The sequence below is a fragment of the Georhizobium profundi genome, assembly GCF_003952725.1.
In the GTDB taxonomy this organism is placed as follows: Bacteria; Pseudomonadota; Alphaproteobacteria; order Rhizobiales; family Rhizobiaceae; genus Georhizobium; species Georhizobium profundi.
On sequence record NZ_CP032509.1, the window covers coordinates 3,310,004 to 3,330,978 of the forward strand.

Consider the following 20,975-nt stretch of genomic DNA (forward strand, 5'->3'; position numbering starts at 1 on the left):
CGACGGAAGGAGGATCCCGATGACACCACCCCGGTCCGATGGCTTCGTGCGCATGCCCGACGCCGAGTTCGAGGCGATCCTGACCCGGGCAGCGGAGGAAGGCGCGAAGCGCGCGCTGGCCGACGTCGGGCTCGACGGCGACGAGGCCGCGCTCGACATCCGCGATCTGCGCTCCCTGGTGGACTGCATCCGGCTGGTCCGCCGCACCGCCATGCAGACCGCCGTCCGCATGATCACCACCGGCGTCATGCTTGCGCTGCTCGCGGGCATCGCCATCAAGCTGAAGATCTTCGGCGGCGGCCCGTAGACGAGCCTCATCCCCATTCATCAACCCCCAATGACCCGCCCTCGAGGCGGGTTTTTCGTATCCAGCATCAAGAGGAGAACCGGCGATGAGCACGGCCAAGTTCCGGCGCTGCAATGACGTGACGAAGATGTGGGAGGGCGGATGGTCCAACCATCCCGCTGATCCCGGCGGCAAGACGATGTATGGCGTGACCGAAGCCGTGTACCACGCCTGGTTGCGCCAGCGAGGCAAGCCGGTCCGGCCGGTTCGCCAGATCACGCTTGCCGAAGCCGAGCAGATCTACTTCGAGCAGTATTGGGTGCCCAGCGGCGGTCCGACGCTGGCGAGCGGCGTCGATCTCGCCACCTACGATGCCTCGGTGAACTCCGGCGTCTCGCGCGCCCGCAAATGGCTGCTCGCTTCGATCGGCGGGCCGGACCATGAGACGGTAAAGCGCATCTGCGCCACGCGGCTCAGCTTCATGCGGTCGCTGAATATCTGGAATACCTTCGGCCGCGGCTGGGCGCGTCGCGTCGCTGATATCGAAGCCAAGGGCGTGGCCTGGGCACTGACGGCCGCGAACGACAACAGCGATCTGGTCAGGCAGCAACTGGGTGACGAGGCGGACAAGGCGCGCTCCAAGGCGCACAAGCAGACCGGGGCCGCAGCTGGCGCTGGTGGCGGCGGCGCAATCTCCCTCGATCAGGGAGCGCAACTCGGCGACTGGATCCTCGCGGGTATCGCCTTCGTCGCATTCGCGGCGCTCGCCTTCCTTATCATCCGCTCGGTGATCAACAGCCACCGCGCCACCGCCTACGCCCGGGAGGCCGCAAATGCTTAGTTCCCTTGCTCCTGTTCTTGTTAGCCTCGGGGCGCCCATTCTGGGCTCGATCCTGCGCACCAATGTCGGCGGGATCGCTGGAGAAGCTTCCGCACAGGTCGTCGAGGCGCTCGCCCAAACCTTCGGTGCTCAGCCCACACCGGAAGCAGTGAAAGCTGCGATCGAGGCTGATCCCAAAGCCGCCACCAAAGTGCAGGCAATCGAGCGTGAACGAAGCGCCGAGTGGGTTGCCTATCTCACTATGGCGACCTCGCAGCGCGACCACATGTTGGACCGAGAGGATCAGCGTGGCAGCGTCTTCTCCTGGGGATGGCGCCCGGCCATGTCGTGGATGTTGCTGTTCCTCTGGTCGTGGAACGGCGTCATCCTGCCGGTTGTGAACGCCACCGCCGCGGCGTCGATCGTGCCGATCCCATGGGAGCATTTGCTTGGCTTCGCTGGTCTCTGGCTCGCCATTTACGGCGGTGGTCACACGATTAAGTCGGTGTTAGCCCGCTAAGTGCTCAGCCGATCCGGATTTCCGCATCCGCTTGGATATTCGTCGCCGCTTCTATTACGGGATTGCACTCAACGCATCGCGTTCAGATCGACAATCGCATCGTACTGGCTGAGAAAGATACTTCCGGTGAGATCGTCTAGGAAGTGGGAGCGCTTCAGGCGGTCCATGACCGGCCCCTTCACCTCGGAGAGATGCAAGGTGATGCCAGCGTCGTTCAGGCGGTGGTTTATCTCCTCCAGGCTCTCGAGCGCGGAGGCGTCTATGGCGTTCACGGCAGAGCACATGAGGACGACATGCTTCAGCTCCGGCCTGTCGGCGACCAGTTCCGCAACGCGATCCTCAAGGTAGCGGGTATTGGCGAAGTAGAGACTCTCGTCGACCCGCAGCGACAGGATATCCGGCGAGGTGATCACCTGATGTCGATCGACGTTCCGGAAATGCTCCGTCCCAGGCACTTGCCCGACGACTGCCATGTGAGGGCGGGAGGTGCGGTAAAGATGTAAGAGCAGGGACAGGAGCACGCCCATGACGACACCGATCTCGACACCGAGGAACAGCGTCCCGAGGATGGTCGCGGCCATCGCCGAAAAATCGGCCTTCGAATACGCCCACACCCGACGCACGGCGGCGAAATCGACCAGCGACAGCACCGCTACGATGATGGCCGCAGCCAGGGTGGCCTGCGGCAGGTTGGCCAGCAAAGGAGTCAGGAACAGCGTGGCCAGCGCGATGCCGACGGCCGTGTAAATCCCTGCAGCAGGCGTCTCCGCCCCCGCGTCGAAATTGACGACAGACCGTGCGAAGCCGCCCGTCACCGGATAGCCTGCCGATATGCCCGAAGCGATGTTGGCAGCGCCGAGGCCGATCAGTTCCTGGTCGGGGATAATGCGCTGGCGCCGCTTGGCGGCAAGGGTCTGCGCGACGGAGACGGATTCTACGAATCCTATCAGGCTTATCAGGAGCGCCGGAGCAGCAAGCGCCCTGATCATGTCGATGTCGAAGATCGGCAGTGCCGGGACCGGGAGCCCTTGCGGGATTGCGCCGACGAGCGGCACGCCTTCCTCCCCAAGGTTAAGCGCGGCCGCAGCCAGGATCGTGACAGCAACGGCAAGCACCGGACCTGCTTTCGTGGCTATGTCGGAAAGCCGAGGCTTTATCCCGAGAGCCACAAGCACCGACTTCAGCTTAAGTCGAACAAAGTAGAGGAAGGCGAGCACGCCGACCCCGATTACCAGTGTGGGGAAGTTGGTGGATGGAAGGTTCTCTACCAGGCTTGTCACGATCTCGGGCAGGGTATGGCCGCTGGACGGAACGCCGAGCAGGTGCCTCACCTGTCCGGCAGCGATCAGAAGCCCCGAAGCTGTGATAAAGCCGGAGATCACGGGATGGCTTAGGAAATTCGCCACGAACCCGAGCCTGAAAAGGCCCATCGCCACGAGCATAACGCCCGAGATCAACGCGAGCAGCGTCGCGGCGACCAGGTAGGATTCGCTACCCTGCGCCGCGATCTCTCCGATGGCAGTCGCCGTCATCAGGGAGACGACCGCAACCGGTCCCACCGCGAGTGTCCTGCTGGTGCCGAAGATCGCGTAGGCAACGAGCGGCAGGATCGACGCGTATAGTCCCACCTCCGGTGGCAGACCAGCCAGCATCGCATAGGCTAGCGACTGCGGGATCAGCATGATCGTGACGATAACTGCCGCAACGAGGTCGTTGGTGAAGGTGGAGCTTCTATACTGCCGACCCCATTCGAGGATCGGCAAATGGCGTGACAGCCTGGTCATCGTGTAGCCTCTGAGATCTCAGGCTGTGCGGGCCTGCATCCAATTGTCAGCAAGCAGACGCGCCGCCCACATGCCGACGATCATCGCCGGGACGAAGGCGAGGGTTCCGGTCCCGCCAAGCCCGAGCGCGGTGAGCGCGGGACCCGGACAGAAGCCACCGAGGCCCCAGCCGATGCCGAAGATCGCCGGGCCGGCGATCACCCGAGCGTCGATGTCGTTTCTGGTCGGCAGGTGGAAGGTGTTGCCGATTACGGGCCTCTCGCGTGTCAGCACCAGTCGATAGCCGATGAAGGCGACGATTACCGCGCCTCCCATGACGAAGGCGAGCGACGGATCCCAGGTGCCGAACAGGTCGAGGAAGTTGAGCACCTTGGCTGGGTCCGCCATGCCCGAGACAACGAGGCCGATGCCGAAGAGAAGGCCGAGGGCGAGATTGACGAGGAAGGACATCTGATCAGCTTCCGATCATGTGACGGACGAGGAAGACGGTCGCGAAAGCGGTCGCCATGAAGACGCAGGTGGCGACGATGGAGCGGGCAGAAAGCCGCGACAGGCCGCAGACGCCGTGCCCGGAGGTGCAGCCATTGCCCCAGACCGAGCCGAACCCGACGAGGAGCCCTGCGGCAATCATCAGCGGAACGTTTGAGGAGACGGTCTGCTGGACGGCTTCGCCCGTCGCCACGGCAATGGCGACCGGCGCGGCGATGAGGCCGACGACGAAGCCGAACCGTGAAAGGAACGCGCCGTCGCGGTATGGAGGCAACAGCCTGCCGGCGATGCCGGAGATCCCCGCTACGCGCCCTTCCCATAGCATGAGAAGGGTCGCGGAGAGGCCGATCATCATGCCTCCCATCAGGGAGGCGATTGGTGTGAACTCGGTCATTGATCGTTTCCTTGCTGAGCTTTCTCCGGAAGCTCGCAGAACATCCGGTACATCAGGCCGATGAACTCGGTGACCCTCCCGTCCGCGAGCCGGTAAAACATGTTCTTCGATTCCTTGCGGCCGACGATGAGGCCCGCTTCCCGCAGTTCAGCGATTTGCTGGGAGAGCCCGGGCTGCCTGATGCCAAGCGTGTGTTCGAGATCGCGAACGGATCGCTCGCCATCGACGAGCGCGCAGACGATCATCAGCCGCGATGGGTGCGCGAACTTCTTCAGGAAGTCAGCCGCCTCACCGGCACTTGCAACGAGATCGGCGGTCTTGGGGGCCAGGTCGAGCTTCATTGGTCGTCCCATGCGGCGCCCTCAAGCGCGTCGAGCGGGAACGTCAGATAACGCTTTCCGTTCGCCTCCGGCTCTGGCAGCCGCCCTCCGTTCATGTTCACCTGCAGCGCGTGAAGGATCAGCTTCGGCATCGACAAGGTCTTGTCCCGTGCCTCACGCACCTTCACGAACTCTGCTTCCGTCCTGCACGTCGACATGTGCGTGTTCTTTGCCTTCTGCTCGGCCACCGTGGACTCCCAGAGCGGCTTTCGGCCGTCGGGCTGATAGTCGTGGCCAGTGAAGATGCGAGTCTCGTCGGGCAGCGACAGTATCTCCTGAATCGACCTGTAGAGCCGCGACGCGCTGCCGCCGGGAAAGTCGGCCCTTGCGGTTCCCGAATCCGGCATGAAGAGCGTGTCGTGAACGAAGGCGGCGTCGCCGATTACATAAGTGATGGATGCCAGCGTGTGTCCGGGCGAGAACAGGACCCGGGCTGGGATGTTTCCCACCTGGAAGGTCTCGCCTTCGGCAAAAAGCTTGTCCCATTGAGAGCCGTCGGCCGGAAAGTCAGGCCAGTTGTAGATGCCCTTCCACAGCTTCTGCACCTCGATCACCTTCTCGCCGATCGCCGTTGGCGCGCCGGTCTTTTTCTTGAGGTATTGCGCCGCCGAGAAGTGGTCGGCATGCGGATGCGTATCGAGGATCCACTCGACCTCGAATCCCTGCTCGTTCACGTATGCCAATAACGCGTCTGCGTTGCGCGTTGCGGTAGCCCCCGACTTCTCGTCGAAGTCCAGGACCGGATCGACGATCGCGCACTTCCGGGTCTCCGGGTCGGCGACGACATACTGGACGGAGAAGGTACGCTCGTCGAAAAACCCCTTCACGAGTGGCTTGGTCGCGTTCATTGCATAACTCCTGGAAGAATAGGTTTGTCGGCTAGCGGCCGTGTGCATCGAGCCATTTGACGGCGCCGGAGAGATCGAGACCGACGGACTGGCCCAACGGGATCACTTCATCCTTCTCCATGCGTCCGTCCAGCACCTCGCCAATGGCATAGAGAGTGGCGGAGCGCGTCCCGGTCTTGCAGTGTGCCAGCACCGGACCGCCCGCTTCCGAGAGAGCCTTCTGGAACGCCCGAACCTGGCCCTCGCTAACCTGTGCTGCGGTCACGGGTATGTGCGCGTAAGCAAGCTGCTCGCCTTCCGCGACCGAGCGGTTCTCCGCGGCCGTGGGCTGGCCTGGCTCCTCGCCGTCAGGGCGGTTGTTGATGATCGCCGCGAAACCTTGCACTCTGGCTTGGCGAATGTCGTCGGCCGTGAGTTGCGGCCTGACAAAAAGCTTGTCGGAAATCTGTTTCATGCGTCGACTCCTTGTGGCCCGATGGAGGAAGTTCAGACCGGATGACGCCCATGTATGTCGCTTGCGCAAAAATGCAATAGACAATCTGCAAGGATGCAGCGACCAGCTAACCCCGCTTGCGCGCGTGGGCGACCGCCTCACGGATCTGGTCAGGCTCCAACGCGCCACGATGCAGGCTTGTACCGATCACGAACGCAGGCGTCCCAGGCAAGGAAAGAGCTCGCGCCTGGCTCTGATTGCGAAGCAGCAGCGCATCGATCGCTTCCAGATGGACGTCCAGCGCATCTCGAACCTCAGCCACGTCGACGCCCCTGTCGCGCATCGCGTTGTCAATGCGTCCGTGTGACAAGGGCGCGGTCAGCTCCATGACGGCCGCGTGCGCCGCTGCGTAATGGCCAAGCCGGTCGGCTGCCAGCACCATTCGCGATGCATAGCTGACCAGGTCGCCATTGATCGGCCAGTCCTTCATCACAAGCCGGATACCTCCGTCCTCCTCCAGGATCTGCTTTAGGTGCGGGTGAAGGACCTTGCAGTACGGGCAGGCATAGTCGAAGAACTCTGCAATCGTGACGTCGCCTTGCGCATTGCCGAGAACCGGAAGCGCCGGATCGAACAGGACTTCGGATAGTGAGGGCGCCTGTCGCGCCCGAACCGTGACGGGTGACAGGGTCGCGCCGACGGCAAGCAGGACTTCTCTCCGGGAAATCATTTGGCCGTCTGCGCCGGCATTGAGATGGTGGCGGCCAGTCCATGCGGATTGCGGTTTCTTAGCGTGAGGGTGCCGCCCATTCTGACGATCGCCTCCTGCGCGATCGCGAGACCAAGGCCGCTTCCGGTCTGCGACTGTGTGCGGCCGCGGAAGAAGCGTTCGAAAACGCGAGGGAGATCATCGGTGGCTATTCCAAACCCCTCATCCTCGACGACCACTTCCAGGTTGTGCCTGGCGTTTCTCACCCGGACCACAACCTTGCCCTCCGAATGACAAAGAGCGTTCTCGATAAGGTTGCGCAGAGCCAGTTCAAGCAACACAGGATCAAAGCGCGCGACTGCCTTGTCGTCTGCTTCAACGCCTACACGCTCCCCGGCCGCGGGCATATCCGCCAAAATTCGCCGCACAACGTCCGACGGCACCCCCTCCGCCGGATGAGGGGCTCGGTCCGTCCCTTCGACTGCCGCGAGGTCGAGCAGTTGGCGGACAAGTCTCGAAGTTCGGTCCACGCCAGCGGCGATCTGGCGCAGTGCATTTTCATGGACCTCTCCGTTTTGGCTGGCGAGCGCCACTTGAGCCTGCGTCTTCAGTCCCGCAAGCGGCGTCTTCAGCTCATGGGCTGCAAAGGCGGTAAAGATCTTCTCGCGCTCTCGCGCCTCTTCCACCCGTCTGAACAGTCCGTTGAGCGCATGAATGGCAGGAGCGATCTCCTTGGACAGGTTGTCATCGGGGAGCGGGCGCAGGTCACTGGCTGCCCGGGAAGATAAGGAATCCGCCATCTGGTTGAGCGGTGACATGCCCCGGCGAACGCTTATCCAGATGACCCCCGCCAGGAACGGCAGGATCAGCGCCGCTGGAATGGCCAGCCCCTTGACGACATCGCCCACAAGGCGGTCACGCACATGCAGGCTGTCACCGACCATCACCCGAACGCCGAGATCGGGGTTCTCGATCGCATATACGCGCCAGGTCTCGCCATCGACTACGCTCTCAGAGAAGCCGCTGCCGGCGTCCGTGAGGCGATCCTCCGGCGCGTGCTCCGATCGCCCCACCAAAGTTCCATCCAGAGACCATATTTGGCATGAGAGCTGCCGCTCATAGGAGGGGTCTTGAAGCTGGAACTCGGTGGGTCGGCTTTCCCTGTCATCGGCAAGCGCCAGTTCGATCCGTTGCTCGGCGAGCAGCGAGTTGACCATGCGGGCGGCTTCCGTAAGACGCGCATCGAGCACCCGCTCCACCTCAGCTTGTGTGCTGACATAGATCCACATAACGGCGAGCAGCCACACCAGTCCGGTTGACGCGATCAGGATGGTGAGAAGTCTCGTCCGGATCGACCTCACGATCCTTCCTCCGCCAGCCTGTAACCCAGCCCACGAACGGTTTTGATGAAGCCGGCTCCGAGCTTGGAGCGGAGATTGTGAACATGAACCTCGACGGCATTGCTTTCGACCTCTTCCTGCCAGCCGTACAAACTGTCCTCGAGCATTGCCTTTGGAACGGTCGCTCCCGGCCGCTCCATGAGCGCTCGAAGTACGCCGAACTCACGTCGGGTCAAGGAGAGTGGTTTTCCCTCGAAGCTGGCAGTCTGGCGTGCGGGGTCTAGCGCGACCCCGCACCACTCCAGAATGCCTGACGCATGGCCAGCCCCGCGGCGCGCTGCAGCGCGCACCCGGGCGGCCAGTTCGTCGAGATCGAAAGGTTTGCCGACATAATCGTCCGCACCAGCGTCAAGACCTGCAATACGGTCTTGCACCTGGTCACGGGCGGTCAACAGAACCACCGGCGTGGCATTCTTGCGCTGTCTTAGAAAGCTGAGGACATCGAGCCCCGAACCGTCGGGCAACATCAAATCGAGCACGACGGTACCGTAACTCTGGGCCTTCAAGGCGGCATACGCATCTTCGCAGGTCGCAACTGCGTCCACGGTGAAGCCCGCGAGGCCGAGCCCTGCCGATAGGCCGTCAAGCAGCACAGGGTCGTCCTCAACTACCAGGATGCGCATTTATCATCTTCCATGGAGTGGTCCCTCAGCATCAAATAGTATTCATCTCATCCGACAAGCAGATGTTCCATCGTCGGGTCGGGAATGACGACGATCCTGCTGCCGTCGCGGACCTCGTCATGGAGATGAATGACATCCTGGTTGATAAGGCGGATGCATCCTGATGAAACAGCCTTGCCAATGCTGTGTGCCTCCGGCGTGCCATGCAGGCGGTAAAGCGTGTCTTTGCCGTTCTCGTGGATATAGAGCGCCCGGGCGCCGAGCGGATTGTTGAGACCTGGATCCATCCCGCCATTGGCAATACTATAGGGCTCCAGTTCGGGCTGCCGCGCCACCATGGAGTTTGGCGGTGTCCAGCGCGGCCATTTGCGCTTGTAGGCGACGATCGCCCGGCCCGCCCACGCGAAGCCGTCCCTGCCCACGCCGATGCCGTAACGCGTTGCTCGTCCTTGTGGCTTCACGTGGTAGAGATACTTGCCGGGCGTATCGACGATGAGGGTCCCCGGTTTCTCGTCCGTTTGATAACCGACTTCAGTGCGCCAAAACCGTTGGTCGAGCTGGGCGATGTCGACCTCCGGGACTGGAAACTGCTCATGCGGCATCGCGTAGTACATCGGCGGCACGATCGGCTTGGGCGCAGGTGGTGGCGGTTCGGCGACCGCGACAGAGGGCTGCTGAGCCGTCGACACGCACCCCGATAGAGCAAGTGCGCCGATCCCCAAGACGAACGCGCGCCTTGGAAGCTCGCAGCACAGTTTACTTCCTTCTGGATGCTCACTTGCGGGATTGATGTCGGATTCGCGCGCCATGTCAGTGCCTTCTGCTGGTTGAACGGCCGCGACCAACCCTTCGTACCTTAAGGCTGCCTTAAGCTCAGTGCCGCACCCGGCGGCACGACAGGTTCAATGCGCGGGCGGACGAAGGTTTGAACGTAATGAAGAAAACGGTCTTTGCGATCTTTGGCATGCTCGCGGTGCAGGCGGTCTTGCCGGCTGGAGCCGCGTCGCCGGCTAATCCGCTGCCGGTCGATGAGGCATTTGCCATGACGGTTTCGCCGGGTCCGGGCGGATCACTTACGGTGGAATGGGCGATCGCGGACGGCTACTACCTCTATCGCGACCGAATTGCGGCCCGCGCGCAGGACGGCGCGGACATGATCATCGAAACGGTTCCAGGAGTCGCCAAGGACGACCCGAATTTCGGGCGTTCAGAGATCTACTACGACAGGGCGCAGGCGGTGGTTCGCCAACCTGGCGCAGACCCGGTTGAGATCACCTACCAAGGCTGCCAGGAGAGCGGCATCTGCTACGCTCCGGAGACGCGGAAAATTGATCCTGTCAGTCTCGCCATCTCCGGCTCGGCTCCTGCCGAAGGGGTGAGCGTTGCGTGGTCGACGGAGAACGTCCCCCTGTCACCCGACGACAGTGGACCGCAGGAGACGCGCGGCTCGACAGGCTTGATGGTTGCAGCCGATCAGAGCCTCGTCCAATCATTCCTTGATAAGGGCGGCGCGCCCCTCGTACTCGTCATGTTCGCGTTATTCGGGATGCTGCTCGCCTTCACCCCGTGCGTGTTCCCGATGTACCCGATCCTGGCCGGCGCCTTGACGCGCGAGGGCGATCGCCTCACGCCCGGCAGAGGATTCCACCTGTCGGCGACCTATGTCCTTGGCCTCGCCTCAGCCTTTGCGTTGCTCGGCGCGATCGCCGGATGGTCTGGCCAGAATTTCCAGCTGGTCCTGCAGTCGTCCTGGACAAGCGGGGCGATTGCGACGGTCTTCGTGGCGTTGGCGCTGTCCATGTTTGGGCTGTTCGAGCTGCAACTGCCCACCGCATGGACGAGCTGGGTTGCCAGACGGACAGGCCGCTTGGGCGGCTCGACGGGTTCTACCGCCGCTCTCGGCTTCTCGTCGGTGCTGATCGTGGGGCCTTGCGTCACCGCCCCGCTAGCGGGCGCATTGCTCTACATCGCACAGACTGGCGACATCGTCCTCGGGACCGGCGCTCTGTTTGCACTCGGCATGGGCAAGGGATTGCCGCTGATTGCTCTTGGCACGCTGGGCGGTAGTGCGCTGCCGCGTGCCGGCGCCTGGATGGAGAGCATCAAGCGCGTCTTCGGCTTCCTCTTCCTGGCGACTTCCATCTGGATCGCCACGCCCCTGCTGCCACCCGGAGCTGACCTGGCGCTCTGGGCGATGCTGCTTGTCGGCGTTGCGAGCGTCGTGTTTTCGGCCACTCTATCCGGGGGCTTCGCGCTTGCTGTAGGCCGAACGGTGGGCGGTATCGCGTATATCTACGGCACTATCCTGATGATCGGGGCCGCCGCCGGCGGCACGGATCCGCTTAGGCCGCTCGCGGTATTCGCCGGTCGCGAGACGGGCGGCCCCGCTGTGGCGGAACTCGAGTTCACGCCCGTCGCCTCGGCACCTAGCCTGCAGACAAAGATCGCATCCGCGGCCGGTCAGCCAACCCTCGTCTATTTCACCGCCGACTGGTGCGTGACATGCCGCACGATCGAGCGAGGGGTCTTCTCCGATGAGAGCGTGCGACAGGCCCTGTCCGAATTCCAGCTGATCAAGGCCGACGTCACCGTTTTCAACAAAGCCAACGCCGAACTGATGAAACAGCTGCGTGTAGCCGGCCCGCCGACCATGCTGTTCTTCAAGGACTCGCGCGAGGTCTCCGGAACGCGGCTGGTCGGTGATGTGAACATTGAATCCCTCACGCGGTCGGCGGGCCAGCTGCGGGACCTGTGACATGAACGCCGTGACGCTCGGACCGCTGGTTCTTGCGGTTGATCATTATTCCGCGATCCTTGGCATCTTCGCCTTCATCCTGGTCACGGGAATGCTGACGCGCCGGATCGACAGCAGGTTCCATGCATGGTCGTCGTGGGTACTCATCGGTGGCGGTGCGGCGGCGCGAGCAGGGCATGTGCTGCTTCACTGGCGCAACTTCGCGGAAGAACCGCTGCGCATCCTGGCTTTCTGGGACGGGGGCTTCTACTGGCCTGCCGGGCTTGCGGCCGCGCTGCTCAGCATCTTGCTGGCATTGCGAACGGCGCGGCTGCGCCTGTGGGCGCTGCTTCCCCTGGCACTGGCGCTGGTGGTGTGGAACACTGCCTGGCAGCTCGCCAGCGGTACCTCGGCAATTGCACTTCCAGCCTCGAGTTTCGAATCGCTGGCGGGAGAAGAACAGGCGCTAGCCGCGGGCGGCACGCCCAAGGTCATCAATCTGTGGGCTTCCTGGTGTCCGCCCTGCCGGCGCGAGATGCCGATGATGGCCAAGACAGCGGCATCTGCCGAGGGCATCCAGTTCATCTTCGCCAACCAGGGCGAAAGCCGCGAGATGATCGAGCGCTATCTCGCCGAAGAAGGAATAGCGCTGGACACCGTGCTTCTCGATCGGTTCGGCGATCTTGGTCGCCACTACGGCGCGCCGGGCTTGCCGGCGACTCTCTTCATAGACAAGCACGGCGTCCTCAAACACGCGCACCTCGGTGAAATCTCGCGCGAGACTTTGCAGTCTCGGCTTGGGGAGCTGCGATCCGACGTCGATGAAAAAGGAGACAATTGAATGTTGACCAGAAGATACCTGTTGAAGGCAACCGCCGCTGGATTAGCTGCCGCGGCGCTGCCATCGCCTGTCCTTGCCCAGGTTGAACTGACCGTCGAGGAGGTCCTGTTCGATCCGCAAATCCCGGTATTGGGGAATCCTGGCGGCGACGTGACGATCGCTGAGTATTTCGACTATCAGTGCCCGTTCTGCAAGCGCGGCCACCAGGACCTCGTGAACGTCGTGCGAGAGGATGGGAACGTCCGCCTGGTGATGAAGGACTGGCCGATTTTCGGCGCCGCGTCGGTTCATGCCTCCAGCCTCGTGCTCGCCGCCGGCAAGGACTACGAAAAGGCGCTTCATGCTTTGATGGCAACCAAGGGCCGCCTTGGCGAAGAAGATGTCGACGCCGTCTTGGAGAAGGCGGGGCTGGATCCGCAGAGCCTTCTCGCCGCTTTTAGAAAAGATCAGGACCGCATCGACGGCATTCTCGCCCGCAACATGAATCAGGCGAACGCATTCGGGTTCGGCGGCACTCCCGCTTTCCTCGTCAACACACGGATCCACCATGGTGCGATGGACAAGCAAGCGCTGCGCGACGCGATTGCTGCTGCGCGAGAAGGTTGAGTTGGTGGAGCTTCGCTGGGAACATAAGGAAGAACGATCCGTTCTGCCGGAAGCAGGAAGCGGATGCGCGCTCCCGCTCACAACTGGAGGCCTTCAGTGAGCTACACGATTGACCGAAAGATCGACGGAGCACGCTTTGAAGATGTTGTCGAGAGAACACGGCAAGCTCTTGCTGACCAGGGGTTCGGCGTGTTGACCGAAATCGACGCCAAAGCGACCATGAAAAAGAAGCTGGATGTGCAGATGGATTCATACCTGATCCTCGGTGCCTGTAATCCAAGGATGGCGCATCAGGCGATCGGAATGGAACCTCGTGTCGGCGCGATGCTGCCCTGCAATGTCATCGTTCGAGAGGTAAAAGGTGGAGTGGAGGTCAGCGCGATTGATCCCGTGGCTTCTATGATGGCGATCGAAAACAACGATCTGAAAAAGGTTGCTGGGCAGGTACGGGAGCTGCTGGGCAGAGCCGTCCAGAGCATCTGAATGTTCAAGAGCAGCACAATAATCCCTGGCGAGGACACAGTAGCTCAGGATTGTTCTCATCGCGTATTCGAACGGAACTTCGTTGAGGCACGATGGTTGGATTGGTAGAAGTACTCTACTCTTGAGATGATCAATCATGATCCCATCAGCCGCAGAGCGAGTTACGGCTCACACATCCGACGACGTCAACCGTCGTATACAGCGGGAAACTGAGGACAGGATTGACTATTATGCCGGTCATCTCGCCGAGATCGATCACCGCTTGCAGGAACTTGATCGCGAATGGGATATTGAAAGAGCGCTTGAGGCAAACGCCTCGGCGCTCGCTTTTGCCGGAGCGGCCCTCGGGGCCACGGTGGATCGTCGTTGGCTTGCACTGCCCATCTTGGTAACGGCCTTCCTGTTTCAACACGCCGTACAGGGCTGGTGTCCGCCACTTCCGATGTTGCGGCGTATGGGCTTTCGAACCGCGAAGGAGATCAATCAGGAACGCTACGCTTTGAAAGCCCTACGCGGCGATTTCAAACGCGTTGAGGGGGAAGACGACAGAGGGGCGGCGGCGACACGAGCGGTGGGGATAGGAGAGGAAAACGCGGTTGGCAGACATCAGATCAGCAGAGCGTGAGTTCCCGGTTTCGGCCGGGATTCTGTTCGGCTTAGGTCTCGGCGGCTTCTTCGACGGGATTGTCCTTCATCAATTGCTCCAGTGGCACCACATGGTGACGAGTGCGGGCTATCCCGCCAACAGCGTCGAGAATCTTGAACTGAATACGCTGCTGGACGGGGTCTTCCACGCCAGCACCTACGTCTTCGTCGTTCTTGGGCTTGTCATGCTGTGGCGAACAGCCCACCGGACGCATCTGTGGTGGTCGGGAAAGCTCCTGCTCGGGACGATCCTAATGGGTTTCGGCATCTTCAATCTAGTCGAAGGCATCGTCGACCATCATCTGCTCGGGCTGCATCACGTCAACGAGACTGTTCCGCGCGAGCAGTGGATTTACTGGGACATCGGATTTCTGGTCTGGGGGGCGCTAATGCTGGTTGGCGGCTGGATGTTTTACAGATCTGGCAAGAGGGACTCGCCCGAAAGTCGCGCGCGCCCTGCGCGCTGAAGGTTACGGGCGCGCAGCCTAGAGAAGGTTGGATGTCAGACCCACTCCCTCCGCCATGCCTTACAACCGCTCCCCCAATTTTCGTTAACAAGCCGATCTCCTTCCGGCGAGCCGCTTCGCCCGGTCGTGGTCGTGCAGGCACCGTACCGCAGCGAGATACGTGCAGCTCCCCTGATCTTCGTAACGTTGGCGCTCTCAAACGTTCGCGGCAAGACGACCCAGCCGGGTCCTGCGCCTCACTTGGCCGTCACGCCTGGAAAGTTTGCTCCCCCATTGTCACGGTTTGTCGGTAACGAATTGAAGCTGCCGAACCATCCGCAATTCAACGCAAACGCCGCTTTGGCATCTTCTGGAATTAGAATTCCATAAAGTCTATTATTTTAGTAGATTTTTGGTTCGCGCCTGCGACGCCTGCCCTTACGATCTGTCTCATCGTCAATGACACACATGACGCAGATTGAAGGAGCAACCGCATGTCCTCACCCAGCCGGCAGATCCATCTGAATGCCTTTCTCAGGAATGTCGGCCAGCACGAGGCTGCGTGGCGGCTGCCGGAGACCAATGTCGCGGGCGTGACCGACATCGAGCATTACCGGCATCTCGCCCGGACGGCCGAACGCGGCAAGCTCGACGCCATCTTCTTTGCCGATCATCCGGTGCTGAAGGACCGCTCGCAGGATCGGCCGTGGGATTCGCTCGATCCATTCACGCTTGTCACCGCGCTTTCGGGGGTCACGAGCCATATCGGTCTCGTCGCGACGGCATCGACCACCTACAACGACCCCTATGGCATCGCCAGGCGCTTCGGCACGCTCGACCACGTGAGCAAGGGCCGCGCCGGCTGGAATGTGGTGACGACGGCGAATGCGGCGGCGGCGGCCAATTTCGGCTTCGAGGTCCATCCTGATCCGAACCAGCGCTACGAGCGGGCCGCAGAATTCCTCGAAGTCACCTTCGGCCTCTGGGACAGCTGGGACGACGATGCGATCCTCGGCGACAAGGAGGCCGGCGTTTTCGTCAATCCGGACGCGATCCACAGCATCGACCATATGGGGACGAACTTCCGCGTGGCGGGACCGCTTGAAATTCCCCGCTCTCCGCAAGGCCGGCCCGTCATCTTCCAGGCCGGATCGTCCGAGCCCGGCAAGGACCTCGCGGCGCGCTACGCGGAAGCGATCTTTACGGCGCAGCCAATCATCGAAGACGCACAGGCCTTCTATGCGGACGTGAAGGGCCGCGTGAAAGCCTATGGGCGCGATCCCGCCAAAGTGCTCATCCTACCCGGACTGTCCTTCTTCATCGGTGGCACCGAGGAGGAAGCCCATCGCCTGCAGGAGACATTCGAGAACCTCACTCTGCCGACCTATGGACTTGCGCAACTGAAGCGGATCACCGGCGTCGACTACGATGACCACGATCTCGATGCGCCCGTCTCGATCCCGCCGCGCGCTGCTCTGGCCGGCGATCAGAAGAGCCGCCACGATCTGGTGCATCGCCTGACGTCCAGCGAGAACCTGACGCTGCGCCAGCTTTTGCGCCGGCTCAGCGCCGGTCGCGGTCACCGCATCACGGCGGGCACGCCGGAGCAGGTCGCCGGAACGATCGTCGAGTGGTTCGAGAATGGTGCGGCCGACGGCTTCAACCTGATCCCGCCTGCCCTGCCGACTTCGCTCGCCACCTTCGTCGATCAGGTCGTGCCTATTCTGCAAAACAAGGGACTTTTCCGCCGGGAATACGAAGGCACGACGCTGCGCCATCATCTCGGCCTCGAGCGGCCGAGCGTCGGCGAGCGCGGATTCAAGGCGGCGGCCGAATAAGCAGGCGTCTTCCCCCTCGCTCTTCTGACACAGGAAATCCCTCATGACGCTCGTTCACCCCTCGCGCGCGCCCCTGCTGCGCGAAGCACCCGCCCGCTCCAGCGCGCCGCCGACTTCGCCGAAGCTGCTGCCCAAGGCCGGCTTTCCGCTTCAGCCGCTTCTCGGACCCTTGCTCGTTCTGGCACTCTGGTACGTCGCTTCCGGTGCAGGCTGGATCTCGCCTGCCAAGATGCCCGGACCGGAAGCGGTGGTCAGTTCGCTCGCTACGATGATTGCCAACGGCACGCTGGTGACGGACGTTGCCGCCTCCCTGCAGCGCGCGGCCACCGGCCTTGCGATAGGCATCATCGCCGGCTTCTCGCTGGCGGTGGTCGCGGGATTGACCCGCGTCGGCGATTCGCTGATCGACGGCAATGTGCAGGTGAAGCGTTCGATCCCGAACCTCGCGCTCATTCCGCTCTTCATCATCTGGCTCGGCATCGGCGAGACGATGAAGATCACGATCATCGCGCTCGGTACGATGATCCCGATCTACATCAACACACACGCCGCATTGCGCGGCATTGATCGGCGCTTCGTGGAACTTGGGCAGACCGTGTCGCTCTCACGCGGGCGTTTCCTGCGCCACATCGTGTTTCCCGCGTCGCTTCCAGGCTTCTTTACGGGCCTGCGCATGGCGGTGACCCATTCATGGACCGCGCTTGTCGTCGTCGAGACGATCAATGCGACGAGCGGCATCGGCTTCATGATCACCCAGGCACGCATCTACGGACAGACCGACGTCGTCCTGGTCGGCCTCGTTCTCTACGGCGTGCTCGGCTTCAGCTCCGATGCGCTCGTGCGCGCACTCGAACGGAGGACCTTGGCATGGCGCCAGTCGCTCGATCAGTAAGGTGGCAGGACAATGCGGTCGTCCGCATCGCCGGCCTGAGGCGGTCCTTTGACGGACGCGTGGTTCTCGATGGTGTCGACCTCACAATCGAGAAGGGCGAGTTCGTCGCGCTCCTCGGCCGCAGCGGGTCGGGCAAGAGTACCATTCTTCGCGCCGTTGCCGGTTTGGACACGGATGTCGAGGGGACGATCGACGTGCCCGAACGCCGCTCCGTGTTGTTCCAGGACTCGCGCCTCCTGCCCTGGGCACGCGTGATCGACAACGTCACGCTCGGCTCTTACGGACCCGGCACCCTGGAACGGGCGCGCGCGGCGCTGGCAGAAGTCGAACTTGCCGACAAGGCGGGAAGCTGGCCGAAGACGCTGTCCGGCGGTGAGCAACAGCGTGTCGCACTCGCCCGATCGCTCGTCCGCGATCCGGAACTGCTGCTTGCCGACGAACCGTTCAGCGCGCTCGATGCGCTGACCCGCATCCGCATGCAGCGCCTGCTCATCGATCTTTGCAGGCGCCATCAGCCGGCTGTGCTGTTCGTCACCCACGATGTCGACGAGGCGCTGCGCCTGGCGGACCGGGTGGTCATCACCGCCGACGGCCACCTCGTCTACGACCGCCACATTAGCGATGCGCGCAAATCACCGCTCCGAACCGAAGAACTCCGCAAGGAGATCCTCGCGAGGCTCGGCGTCCAGCCAGACTGAAAATGTTTCAACCCAACAGGCCAACCCGAAAGAAAGACAGCACCATGAAACCGAGAACCATCTTGCCCGCCTTCGCCTTCCTCGTCGTTTCGACATTCGGCCTCGGCACAGCTTCAGCAGCGGACGAGCCGCTGGCAATCGAAGTTCCCGAGGGCGTTTCCATCGTGCTCGCCGACGACGCGAACAACGTTGCAAACCTTTTGAAGCTGTCCGGCCAGGACCAGAAGCTTGCGGCGGACGTGAGCTTTGCCAATTTCTCCAGTGGCCCGCTGCGGCTCGAAGCGATCCGCGCGGGCGCCGCGCAGGTCGGTGCCGTCGGCGACGTGCCGCCGATTCTCGCGCATTTCTCCGACGCTGACGTCGTGATCGTGGGTGCCGTCATCACCTCGGGTGAAGGCAACACGCTCGCCACTGCACCCGATTCCGGCATCGAGACGCTGGAGGACCTGGCTGGAAAGCGGGTTGGCATCAATGTCGGAACCGCCCAGCAGGCAACGGTCCTGCGCAACCTTCGCGCCGTCGGCCTTACGCTGGACGATATCGAGCCCATCCATCTCGGACTGTCCGAGTTTGCCGACGCGCTGCGTGCCGGCCAGATCGACGCTGCCGTGTTGAAGCAGCCCGACCGGGCGCGCTATCTCGCATCGGTCGAAGGCACCGGTGCACGCGAGATCGATAACGCACCCGGCGGCAACACCAACCTCAAATATCTCTACGCCAGCAAGAGCGCTCTTGCCGATCCTGCTCAGGCGGCGGCGATCCGCGATCTCGTTGTTCACTGGTACCGTGCCCACCTCTGGAAGAACGACAATCAGGAGCTCTGGATTTCCGAGTATCTCGTCAAGGATCAGCGGCTGAGCCGCGAAGATGCTGAGATTGCGGCGGCCAGCGAAGGCGACGCAACCCGTATTCCGGACTGGGACGAACTGCTGGTCACCCAGCAGGACACGATCGACATCCTGCAATCGGCCGGTGAATTCGCCGGAAAAGAGCTCGATGCCGCAGACGAGTTCGACACGCGGTTCGACGGTCTCACCGAGGCGTCCCCGACAGTCAGCGACGGGAAGTCTGCAGCGCTCGTCCAGTAACGGCGACGTGCAGCAGCGACCCGGGGGACGATGCGGCTGTCTCCCGGGTCTTGACCGCCAGACCCGGCCCATTTTGCTGCACCGCAAACTTATTCCCGTCTGATCCGCTTTTAAGGGACAGCATGCCGCAGATCGCGATATGGACGCCACCGGTTCACTCGACTTAGTGGATGGCAAAAGCCGATAGTCAGCGTCCTCTCAACAGCAAAGCCTCAAGCGTGACATTTCCTTTTTCCCCAACTGCCGCCCATGGCGCACCGATCGAAGGCCTGCCGCAGGCAGCCCGGCCGATGATTTCCATCCAGAAGGTCGAGAAGACCTACCCGGCACGCGCAGGCCACGCGCCCGTCACTGCGCTTTCCGATGTCGACCTCGAAGTCGCTGCCGGCGAGATCGTCGGTGTGATCGGACGCTCCGGCGCCGGCAAATCGACGCTGATCCGCCTGGTGAACGGGCTGGAGCGCGCAACCAAGGGCACCGTTACCGTCGACGGCACCGATCTGACGACATTGCGCGAGAGCGAGCTTCGCCAGGCGCGCCGCTCAATCGGCATGATCTTTCAGCACTTCAATCTGCTCGCCCGCCGCACCGCCTTCGACAATGTCGCGATGCCGCTCGAGATCGCAGGCTTCGGCCGCCGCGACATCGAAGCGCGGGTCAAGCCGCTCCTCGATCTCGTCGGCCTCGCCGACAAGGCCGATCGCTACCCGGCAGAGCTTTCCGGCGGCCAGAAGCAGCGCGTCGGTATCGCACGCGCGCTGGCGACGAACCCGAAAGTCCTGCTGTCGGACGAGGCGACCTCGGCGCTCGATCCCGATACGACCAAGCAGATCCTGGCGCTTTTGAAAAAGGTCAATGCCGAGCTCGGCATCACGATTCTTCTGATCACCCATGAGATGAGCGTGATCAGCGCCATCACCGACCGCGTCGCCGTCATCGACGGTGGCACGATCGTGGAACAGGGTCCCACCTTCGACGTCTTCACCGCTCCACGTCATGCCACCACACAATCCTTCGTATCGAGTGTGACGGGCACGGCACTGCCGGAGGCAATCGCACAGCGCCTGCAGCCGGCTGCCGTGCAGGGCGCCCAGGCGCTGGTGCGGATCGTTTTTCGCGGCACCGGCAGCGAAGCAGCGTTCCTCAGCCGCATTTCGCGGGAAGAGGCAATCGATCTCTCCATCGTCCAGGGTCGCATCGACGAAGTCGCCGGCCAGACCTACGGCCAGCTGATCGTCAGCGTTGCGGGCGGCGACGGCCTTGCCGCACTGGAGCGCGGCGTTGCCAAGGCTGGTCTCACAAGCGAGGTTCTCGGCTATGTCCGCTGATTTTCTTCCTCCGCACATCCTGCGGCTCATCCTCGACGCCTTCCTGCAGACGCTTCAGATGGTGGCCATCTCGGGCCTGATCGCGACCCTTATCGGATTGCCGCTCGGCGTGTTCCTCGCGACCAGCCGCAAGGGTGAGCTGTTTGCCGCGCCGGTGCTCAACAGCACGCTCGGGCTGATCGTCAACGCCACGCGTTCGACACCCTTCATCATCCTCGTCGTCGCCATCGTCCCCTTGACGCGCCTGATTGCAGGCACCTCGATCGGCACGACGGCAGCCATCGTTCCGCTGACGATCGCCGCCGCCCCCTTTATTGCCCGCGTCATCGAAGGCGCGATCCGCGGCGTCGACCAGGGGTTGATCGAAGCCGCGCGCGCCATGGGAGCAACGCCGCTCCAGATCGTGCGTAAGGTGCTGCTGCCGGAAGCCCTGCCCGCGATCACCCACGCCATGACGCTGACGGCCGTCAGCCTGATCGGCTACTCCGCGATGGTCGGTGCTGTCGGTGGCGGGGGGCTCGGCGATCTCGGCATCCGTTTTGGATACCAGCGCTTCATGCCCGACGTCATGCTGGCCGTCGTTCTCGTGCTCATTCTGCTCGTCCAAGGCGTGCAGAGCCTCGGCGATGCGCTGGCGCGTCGCTTCGACAAGCGTTCCATCTCGTGATCCTCCCCTCAACCTGATTGTTC

General features: G+C 62.6%; 25 protein-coding genes. 15 read left to right on the forward strand and 10 right to left on the reverse strand.

All coding sequences use genetic code 11. The annotated features are described in order from the left end of the window. Nucleotides 1-19: 19 nt before the first annotated feature. The 3 genes from D5400_RS15915 (at nucleotide 20) to D5400_RS15925 (ending at nucleotide 1,626) form a co-directional block, all read left to right on the forward strand. A complete protein-coding gene (locus D5400_RS15915; protein ID WP_062563562.1) occupies nucleotides 20-307 on the forward strand; it encodes a DUF6127 family protein in 288 nt (95 codons plus the stop codon). An 85-nt stretch (nucleotides 308-392) separates the two neighbouring features. Then, nucleotides 393-1,127, forward strand: a complete 735-nt coding sequence (locus D5400_RS15920; protein WP_126010899.1) for a glycoside hydrolase family 108 protein — start codon at nucleotides 393-395, stop codon at nucleotides 1,125-1,127. Continuing rightward, entirely contained in the window at nucleotides 1,120-1,626 is a 507-nt protein-coding gene (locus tag D5400_RS15925; RefSeq protein ID WP_126010900.1) for a 3TM-type holin, read from the forward strand. The genes D5400_RS15920 and D5400_RS15925 overlap by 8 nt, the downstream gene beginning before the upstream one ends. Nucleotides 1,627-1,694: 68 nt before the next feature. On the opposite strand, the gene D5400_RS15930 is transcribed toward D5400_RS15925, so the two are convergent. The 10 genes from D5400_RS15930 to D5400_RS15975 all read right to left on the reverse strand — a co-directional run bounded on the left by D5400_RS15930 (nucleotide 1,695) and on the right by D5400_RS15975 (nucleotide 9,495). Then, nucleotides 1,695-3,410: a SulP family inorganic anion transporter gene (locus D5400_RS15930; protein ID WP_126010901.1), complete on the reverse strand. Its 1,716-nt coding sequence runs from the start codon at nucleotides 3,408-3,410 to the stop codon at nucleotides 1,695-1,697. A gap of 18 nt (nucleotides 3,411-3,428) precedes the next feature. Next, a complete protein-coding gene (locus D5400_RS15935; RefSeq protein ID WP_126010902.1) occupies nucleotides 3,429-3,860 on the reverse strand; it encodes a YeeE/YedE family protein in 432 nt (143 codons plus the stop codon). Nucleotides 3,861-3,864: 4 nt separating this feature from the next. Continuing rightward, on the reverse strand, nucleotides 3,865-4,293 hold the full coding sequence (locus D5400_RS15940; protein WP_126010903.1) for a YeeE/YedE family protein: 429 nt from the start codon (nucleotides 4,291-4,293) through the stop codon (nucleotides 3,865-3,867). Continuing rightward, the gene (locus D5400_RS15945; protein WP_126010904.1) at nucleotides 4,290-4,634 is read right to left on the reverse strand and encodes an ArsR/SmtB family transcription factor; all 345 of its coding nucleotides are present in this window, start codon (nucleotides 4,632-4,634) and stop codon (nucleotides 4,290-4,292) included. The genes D5400_RS15940 and D5400_RS15945 overlap by 4 nt, the downstream gene beginning before the upstream one ends. Continuing rightward, entirely contained in the window at nucleotides 4,631-5,521 is an 891-nt protein-coding gene (locus D5400_RS15950) for an MBL fold metallo-hydrolase (protein ID WP_126010905.1), read from the reverse strand. The genes D5400_RS15945 and D5400_RS15950 overlap by 4 nt, the downstream gene beginning before the upstream one ends. 31 nt (nucleotides 5,522-5,552) lie before the next feature. Continuing rightward, entirely contained in the window at nucleotides 5,553-5,975 is a 423-nt protein-coding gene (locus D5400_RS15955) for a protein tyrosine phosphatase family protein (RefSeq protein WP_126010906.1), read from the reverse strand. A 106-nt stretch (nucleotides 5,976-6,081) separates the two neighbouring features. Further along, entirely contained in the window at nucleotides 6,082-6,684 is a 603-nt protein-coding gene (locus D5400_RS15960) for a DsbA family protein (RefSeq protein WP_126010907.1), read from the reverse strand. Further along, entirely contained in the window at nucleotides 6,681-8,024 is a 1,344-nt protein-coding gene (locus tag D5400_RS15965) for an ATP-binding protein (protein ID WP_126010908.1), read from the reverse strand. The genes D5400_RS15960 and D5400_RS15965 overlap by 4 nt, the downstream gene beginning before the upstream one ends. Further along, nucleotides 8,021-8,686 carry a response regulator gene (locus D5400_RS15970; protein WP_126010909.1) on the reverse strand — a complete coding sequence of 222 codons (666 nt, stop codon included), beginning with the start codon at nucleotides 8,684-8,686 and terminating at the stop codon, nucleotides 8,021-8,023. Before D5400_RS15970 ends, D5400_RS15965 begins: the two co-directional genes overlap by 4 nt. Nucleotides 8,687-8,733: 47 nt before the next feature. Beyond that, nucleotides 8,734-9,495 (reverse strand): L,D-transpeptidase, encoded by a 762-nt coding sequence (locus D5400_RS15975; protein WP_126010910.1) that lies wholly within the window; start codon nucleotides 9,493-9,495, stop codon nucleotides 8,734-8,736. A 125-nt stretch (nucleotides 9,496-9,620) separates the two neighbouring features. On the opposite strand from D5400_RS15975, the gene dsbD reads away from it, so the two are divergent. From dsbD to D5400_RS16035, 12 genes are all read left to right on the forward strand, one after another. Next, on the forward strand, nucleotides 9,621-11,441 hold the full coding sequence (dsbD, locus tag D5400_RS15980; RefSeq protein WP_126010911.1) for a protein-disulfide reductase DsbD: 1,821 nt from the start codon (nucleotides 9,621-9,623) through the stop codon (nucleotides 11,439-11,441). Between the two features lies 1 nt (nucleotide 11,442). Continuing rightward, nucleotides 11,443-12,261: a TlpA family protein disulfide reductase gene (locus D5400_RS15985; RefSeq protein WP_126010912.1), complete on the forward strand. Its 819-nt coding sequence runs from the start codon at nucleotides 11,443-11,445 to the stop codon at nucleotides 12,259-12,261. Beyond that, on the forward strand, nucleotides 12,262-12,867 hold the full coding sequence (locus D5400_RS15990) for a DsbA family protein (RefSeq protein WP_126010913.1): 606 nt from the start codon (nucleotides 12,262-12,264) through the stop codon (nucleotides 12,865-12,867). It begins immediately after the preceding gene. A 96-nt stretch (nucleotides 12,868-12,963) separates the two neighbouring features. Further along, entirely contained in the window at nucleotides 12,964-13,350 is a 387-nt protein-coding gene (locus D5400_RS15995) for a DUF302 domain-containing protein (RefSeq protein ID WP_126010914.1), read from the forward strand. A gap of 136 nt (nucleotides 13,351-13,486) precedes the next feature. Beyond that, nucleotides 13,487-13,975: a DUF2892 domain-containing protein gene (locus tag D5400_RS16000; protein ID WP_126010915.1), complete on the forward strand. Its 489-nt coding sequence runs from the start codon at nucleotides 13,487-13,489 to the stop codon at nucleotides 13,973-13,975. After that, nucleotides 13,947-14,462, forward strand: a complete 516-nt coding sequence (locus D5400_RS16005) for a DUF2243 domain-containing protein (RefSeq protein WP_126010916.1) — start codon at nucleotides 13,947-13,949, stop codon at nucleotides 14,460-14,462. Before D5400_RS16000 ends, D5400_RS16005 begins: the two co-directional genes overlap by 29 nt. A gap of 473 nt (nucleotides 14,463-14,935) precedes the next feature. Beyond that, nucleotides 14,936-16,279, forward strand: a complete 1,344-nt coding sequence (locus tag D5400_RS16010; protein ID WP_126010917.1) for an LLM class flavin-dependent oxidoreductase — start codon at nucleotides 14,936-14,938, stop codon at nucleotides 16,277-16,279. 43 nt (nucleotides 16,280-16,322) lie between these two features. After that, nucleotides 16,323-17,171, forward strand: a complete 849-nt coding sequence (locus tag D5400_RS16015; protein ID WP_126010918.1) for an ABC transporter permease — start codon at nucleotides 16,323-16,325, stop codon at nucleotides 17,169-17,171. Beyond that, complete coding sequence (locus D5400_RS16020) at nucleotides 17,147-17,869, forward strand: ABC transporter ATP-binding protein (protein WP_126010919.1); 723 nt, start codon at nucleotides 17,147-17,149, stop codon at nucleotides 17,867-17,869. Before D5400_RS16015 ends, D5400_RS16020 begins: the two co-directional genes overlap by 25 nt. A 44-nt stretch (nucleotides 17,870-17,913) precedes the next feature. Beyond that, a complete protein-coding gene (locus D5400_RS16025) occupies nucleotides 17,914-18,957 on the forward strand; it encodes an ABC transporter substrate-binding protein (protein WP_126010920.1) in 1,044 nt (347 codons plus the stop codon). A gap of 290 nt (nucleotides 18,958-19,247) precedes the next feature. Continuing rightward, nucleotides 19,248-20,285, forward strand: a complete 1,038-nt coding sequence (locus D5400_RS16030; RefSeq protein ID WP_126013438.1) for a methionine ABC transporter ATP-binding protein — start codon at nucleotides 19,248-19,250, stop codon at nucleotides 20,283-20,285. Next, complete coding sequence (locus tag D5400_RS16035; protein ID WP_126010921.1) at nucleotides 20,275-20,952, forward strand: methionine ABC transporter permease; 678 nt, start codon at nucleotides 20,275-20,277, stop codon at nucleotides 20,950-20,952. The genes D5400_RS16030 and D5400_RS16035 overlap by 11 nt, the downstream gene beginning before the upstream one ends. The last annotated feature ends 23 nt before the right edge of the window (nucleotides 20,953-20,975 follow it).

Bases quoted from the DNA above. Each gene is read 5' to 3' on its own strand.
- D5400_RS15915 (WP_062563562.1), top strand. From the start codon at position 20: ATGACACCACCCCGGTCCGATGGCTTCGTGCGCATGCCCGACGCCGAG.
- D5400_RS15920 (WP_126010899.1), top strand. From the start codon at position 393: ATGAGCACGGCCAAGTTCCGGCGCTGCAATGACGTGACGAAGATGTGG.
- D5400_RS15925 (WP_126010900.1), top strand. From the start codon at position 1,120: ATGCTTAGTTCCCTTGCTCCTGTTCTTGTTAGCCTCGGGGCGCCCATT.
- D5400_RS15930 (WP_126010901.1), bottom strand. From the start codon at position 3,410: ATGACCAGGCTGTCACGCCATTTGCCGATCCTCGAATGGGGTCGGCAG.
- D5400_RS15935 (WP_126010902.1), bottom strand. From the start codon at position 3,860: ATGTCCTTCCTCGTCAATCTCGCCCTCGGCCTTCTCTTCGGCATCGGC.
- D5400_RS15940 (WP_126010903.1), bottom strand. From the start codon at position 4,293: ATGACCGAGTTCACACCAATCGCCTCCCTGATGGGAGGCATGATGATC.
- D5400_RS15945 (WP_126010904.1), bottom strand. From the start codon at position 4,634: ATGAAGCTCGACCTGGCCCCCAAGACCGCCGATCTCGTTGCAAGTGCC.
- D5400_RS15950 (WP_126010905.1), bottom strand. From the start codon at position 5,521: ATGAACGCGACCAAGCCACTCGTGAAGGGGTTTTTCGACGAGCGTACC.
- D5400_RS15955 (WP_126010906.1), bottom strand. From the start codon at position 5,975: ATGAAACAGATTTCCGACAAGCTTTTTGTCAGGCCGCAACTCACGGCC.
- D5400_RS15960 (WP_126010907.1), bottom strand. From the start codon at position 6,684: ATGATTTCCCGGAGAGAAGTCCTGCTTGCCGTCGGCGCGACCCTGTCA.
- D5400_RS15970 (WP_126010909.1), bottom strand. From the start codon at position 8,686: ATGCGCATCCTGGTAGTTGAGGACGACCCTGTGCTGCTTGACGGCCTA.
- D5400_RS15975 (WP_126010910.1), bottom strand. From the start codon at position 9,495: ATGGCGCGCGAATCCGACATCAATCCCGCAAGTGAGCATCCAGAAGGA.
- dsbD (WP_126010911.1), top strand. From the start codon at position 9,621: ATGAAGAAAACGGTCTTTGCGATCTTTGGCATGCTCGCGGTGCAGGCG.
- D5400_RS15985 (WP_126010912.1), top strand. From the start codon at position 11,443: ATGAACGCCGTGACGCTCGGACCGCTGGTTCTTGCGGTTGATCATTAT.
- D5400_RS15990 (WP_126010913.1), top strand. From the start codon at position 12,262: ATGTTGACCAGAAGATACCTGTTGAAGGCAACCGCCGCTGGATTAGCT.
- D5400_RS16000 (WP_126010915.1), top strand. From the start codon at position 13,487: ATGATCCCATCAGCCGCAGAGCGAGTTACGGCTCACACATCCGACGAC.
- D5400_RS16010 (WP_126010917.1), top strand. From the start codon at position 14,936: ATGTCCTCACCCAGCCGGCAGATCCATCTGAATGCCTTTCTCAGGAAT.
- D5400_RS16015 (WP_126010918.1), top strand. From the start codon at position 16,323: ATGACGCTCGTTCACCCCTCGCGCGCGCCCCTGCTGCGCGAAGCACCC.
- D5400_RS16020 (WP_126010919.1), top strand. From the start codon at position 17,147: ATGGCGCCAGTCGCTCGATCAGTAAGGTGGCAGGACAATGCGGTCGTC.
- D5400_RS16025 (WP_126010920.1), top strand. From the start codon at position 17,914: ATGAAACCGAGAACCATCTTGCCCGCCTTCGCCTTCCTCGTCGTTTCG.
- D5400_RS16030 (WP_126013438.1), top strand. From the start codon at position 19,248: ATGATTTCCATCCAGAAGGTCGAGAAGACCTACCCGGCACGCGCAGGC.
- D5400_RS16035 (WP_126010921.1), top strand. From the start codon at position 20,275: ATGTCCGCTGATTTTCTTCCTCCGCACATCCTGCGGCTCATCCTCGAC.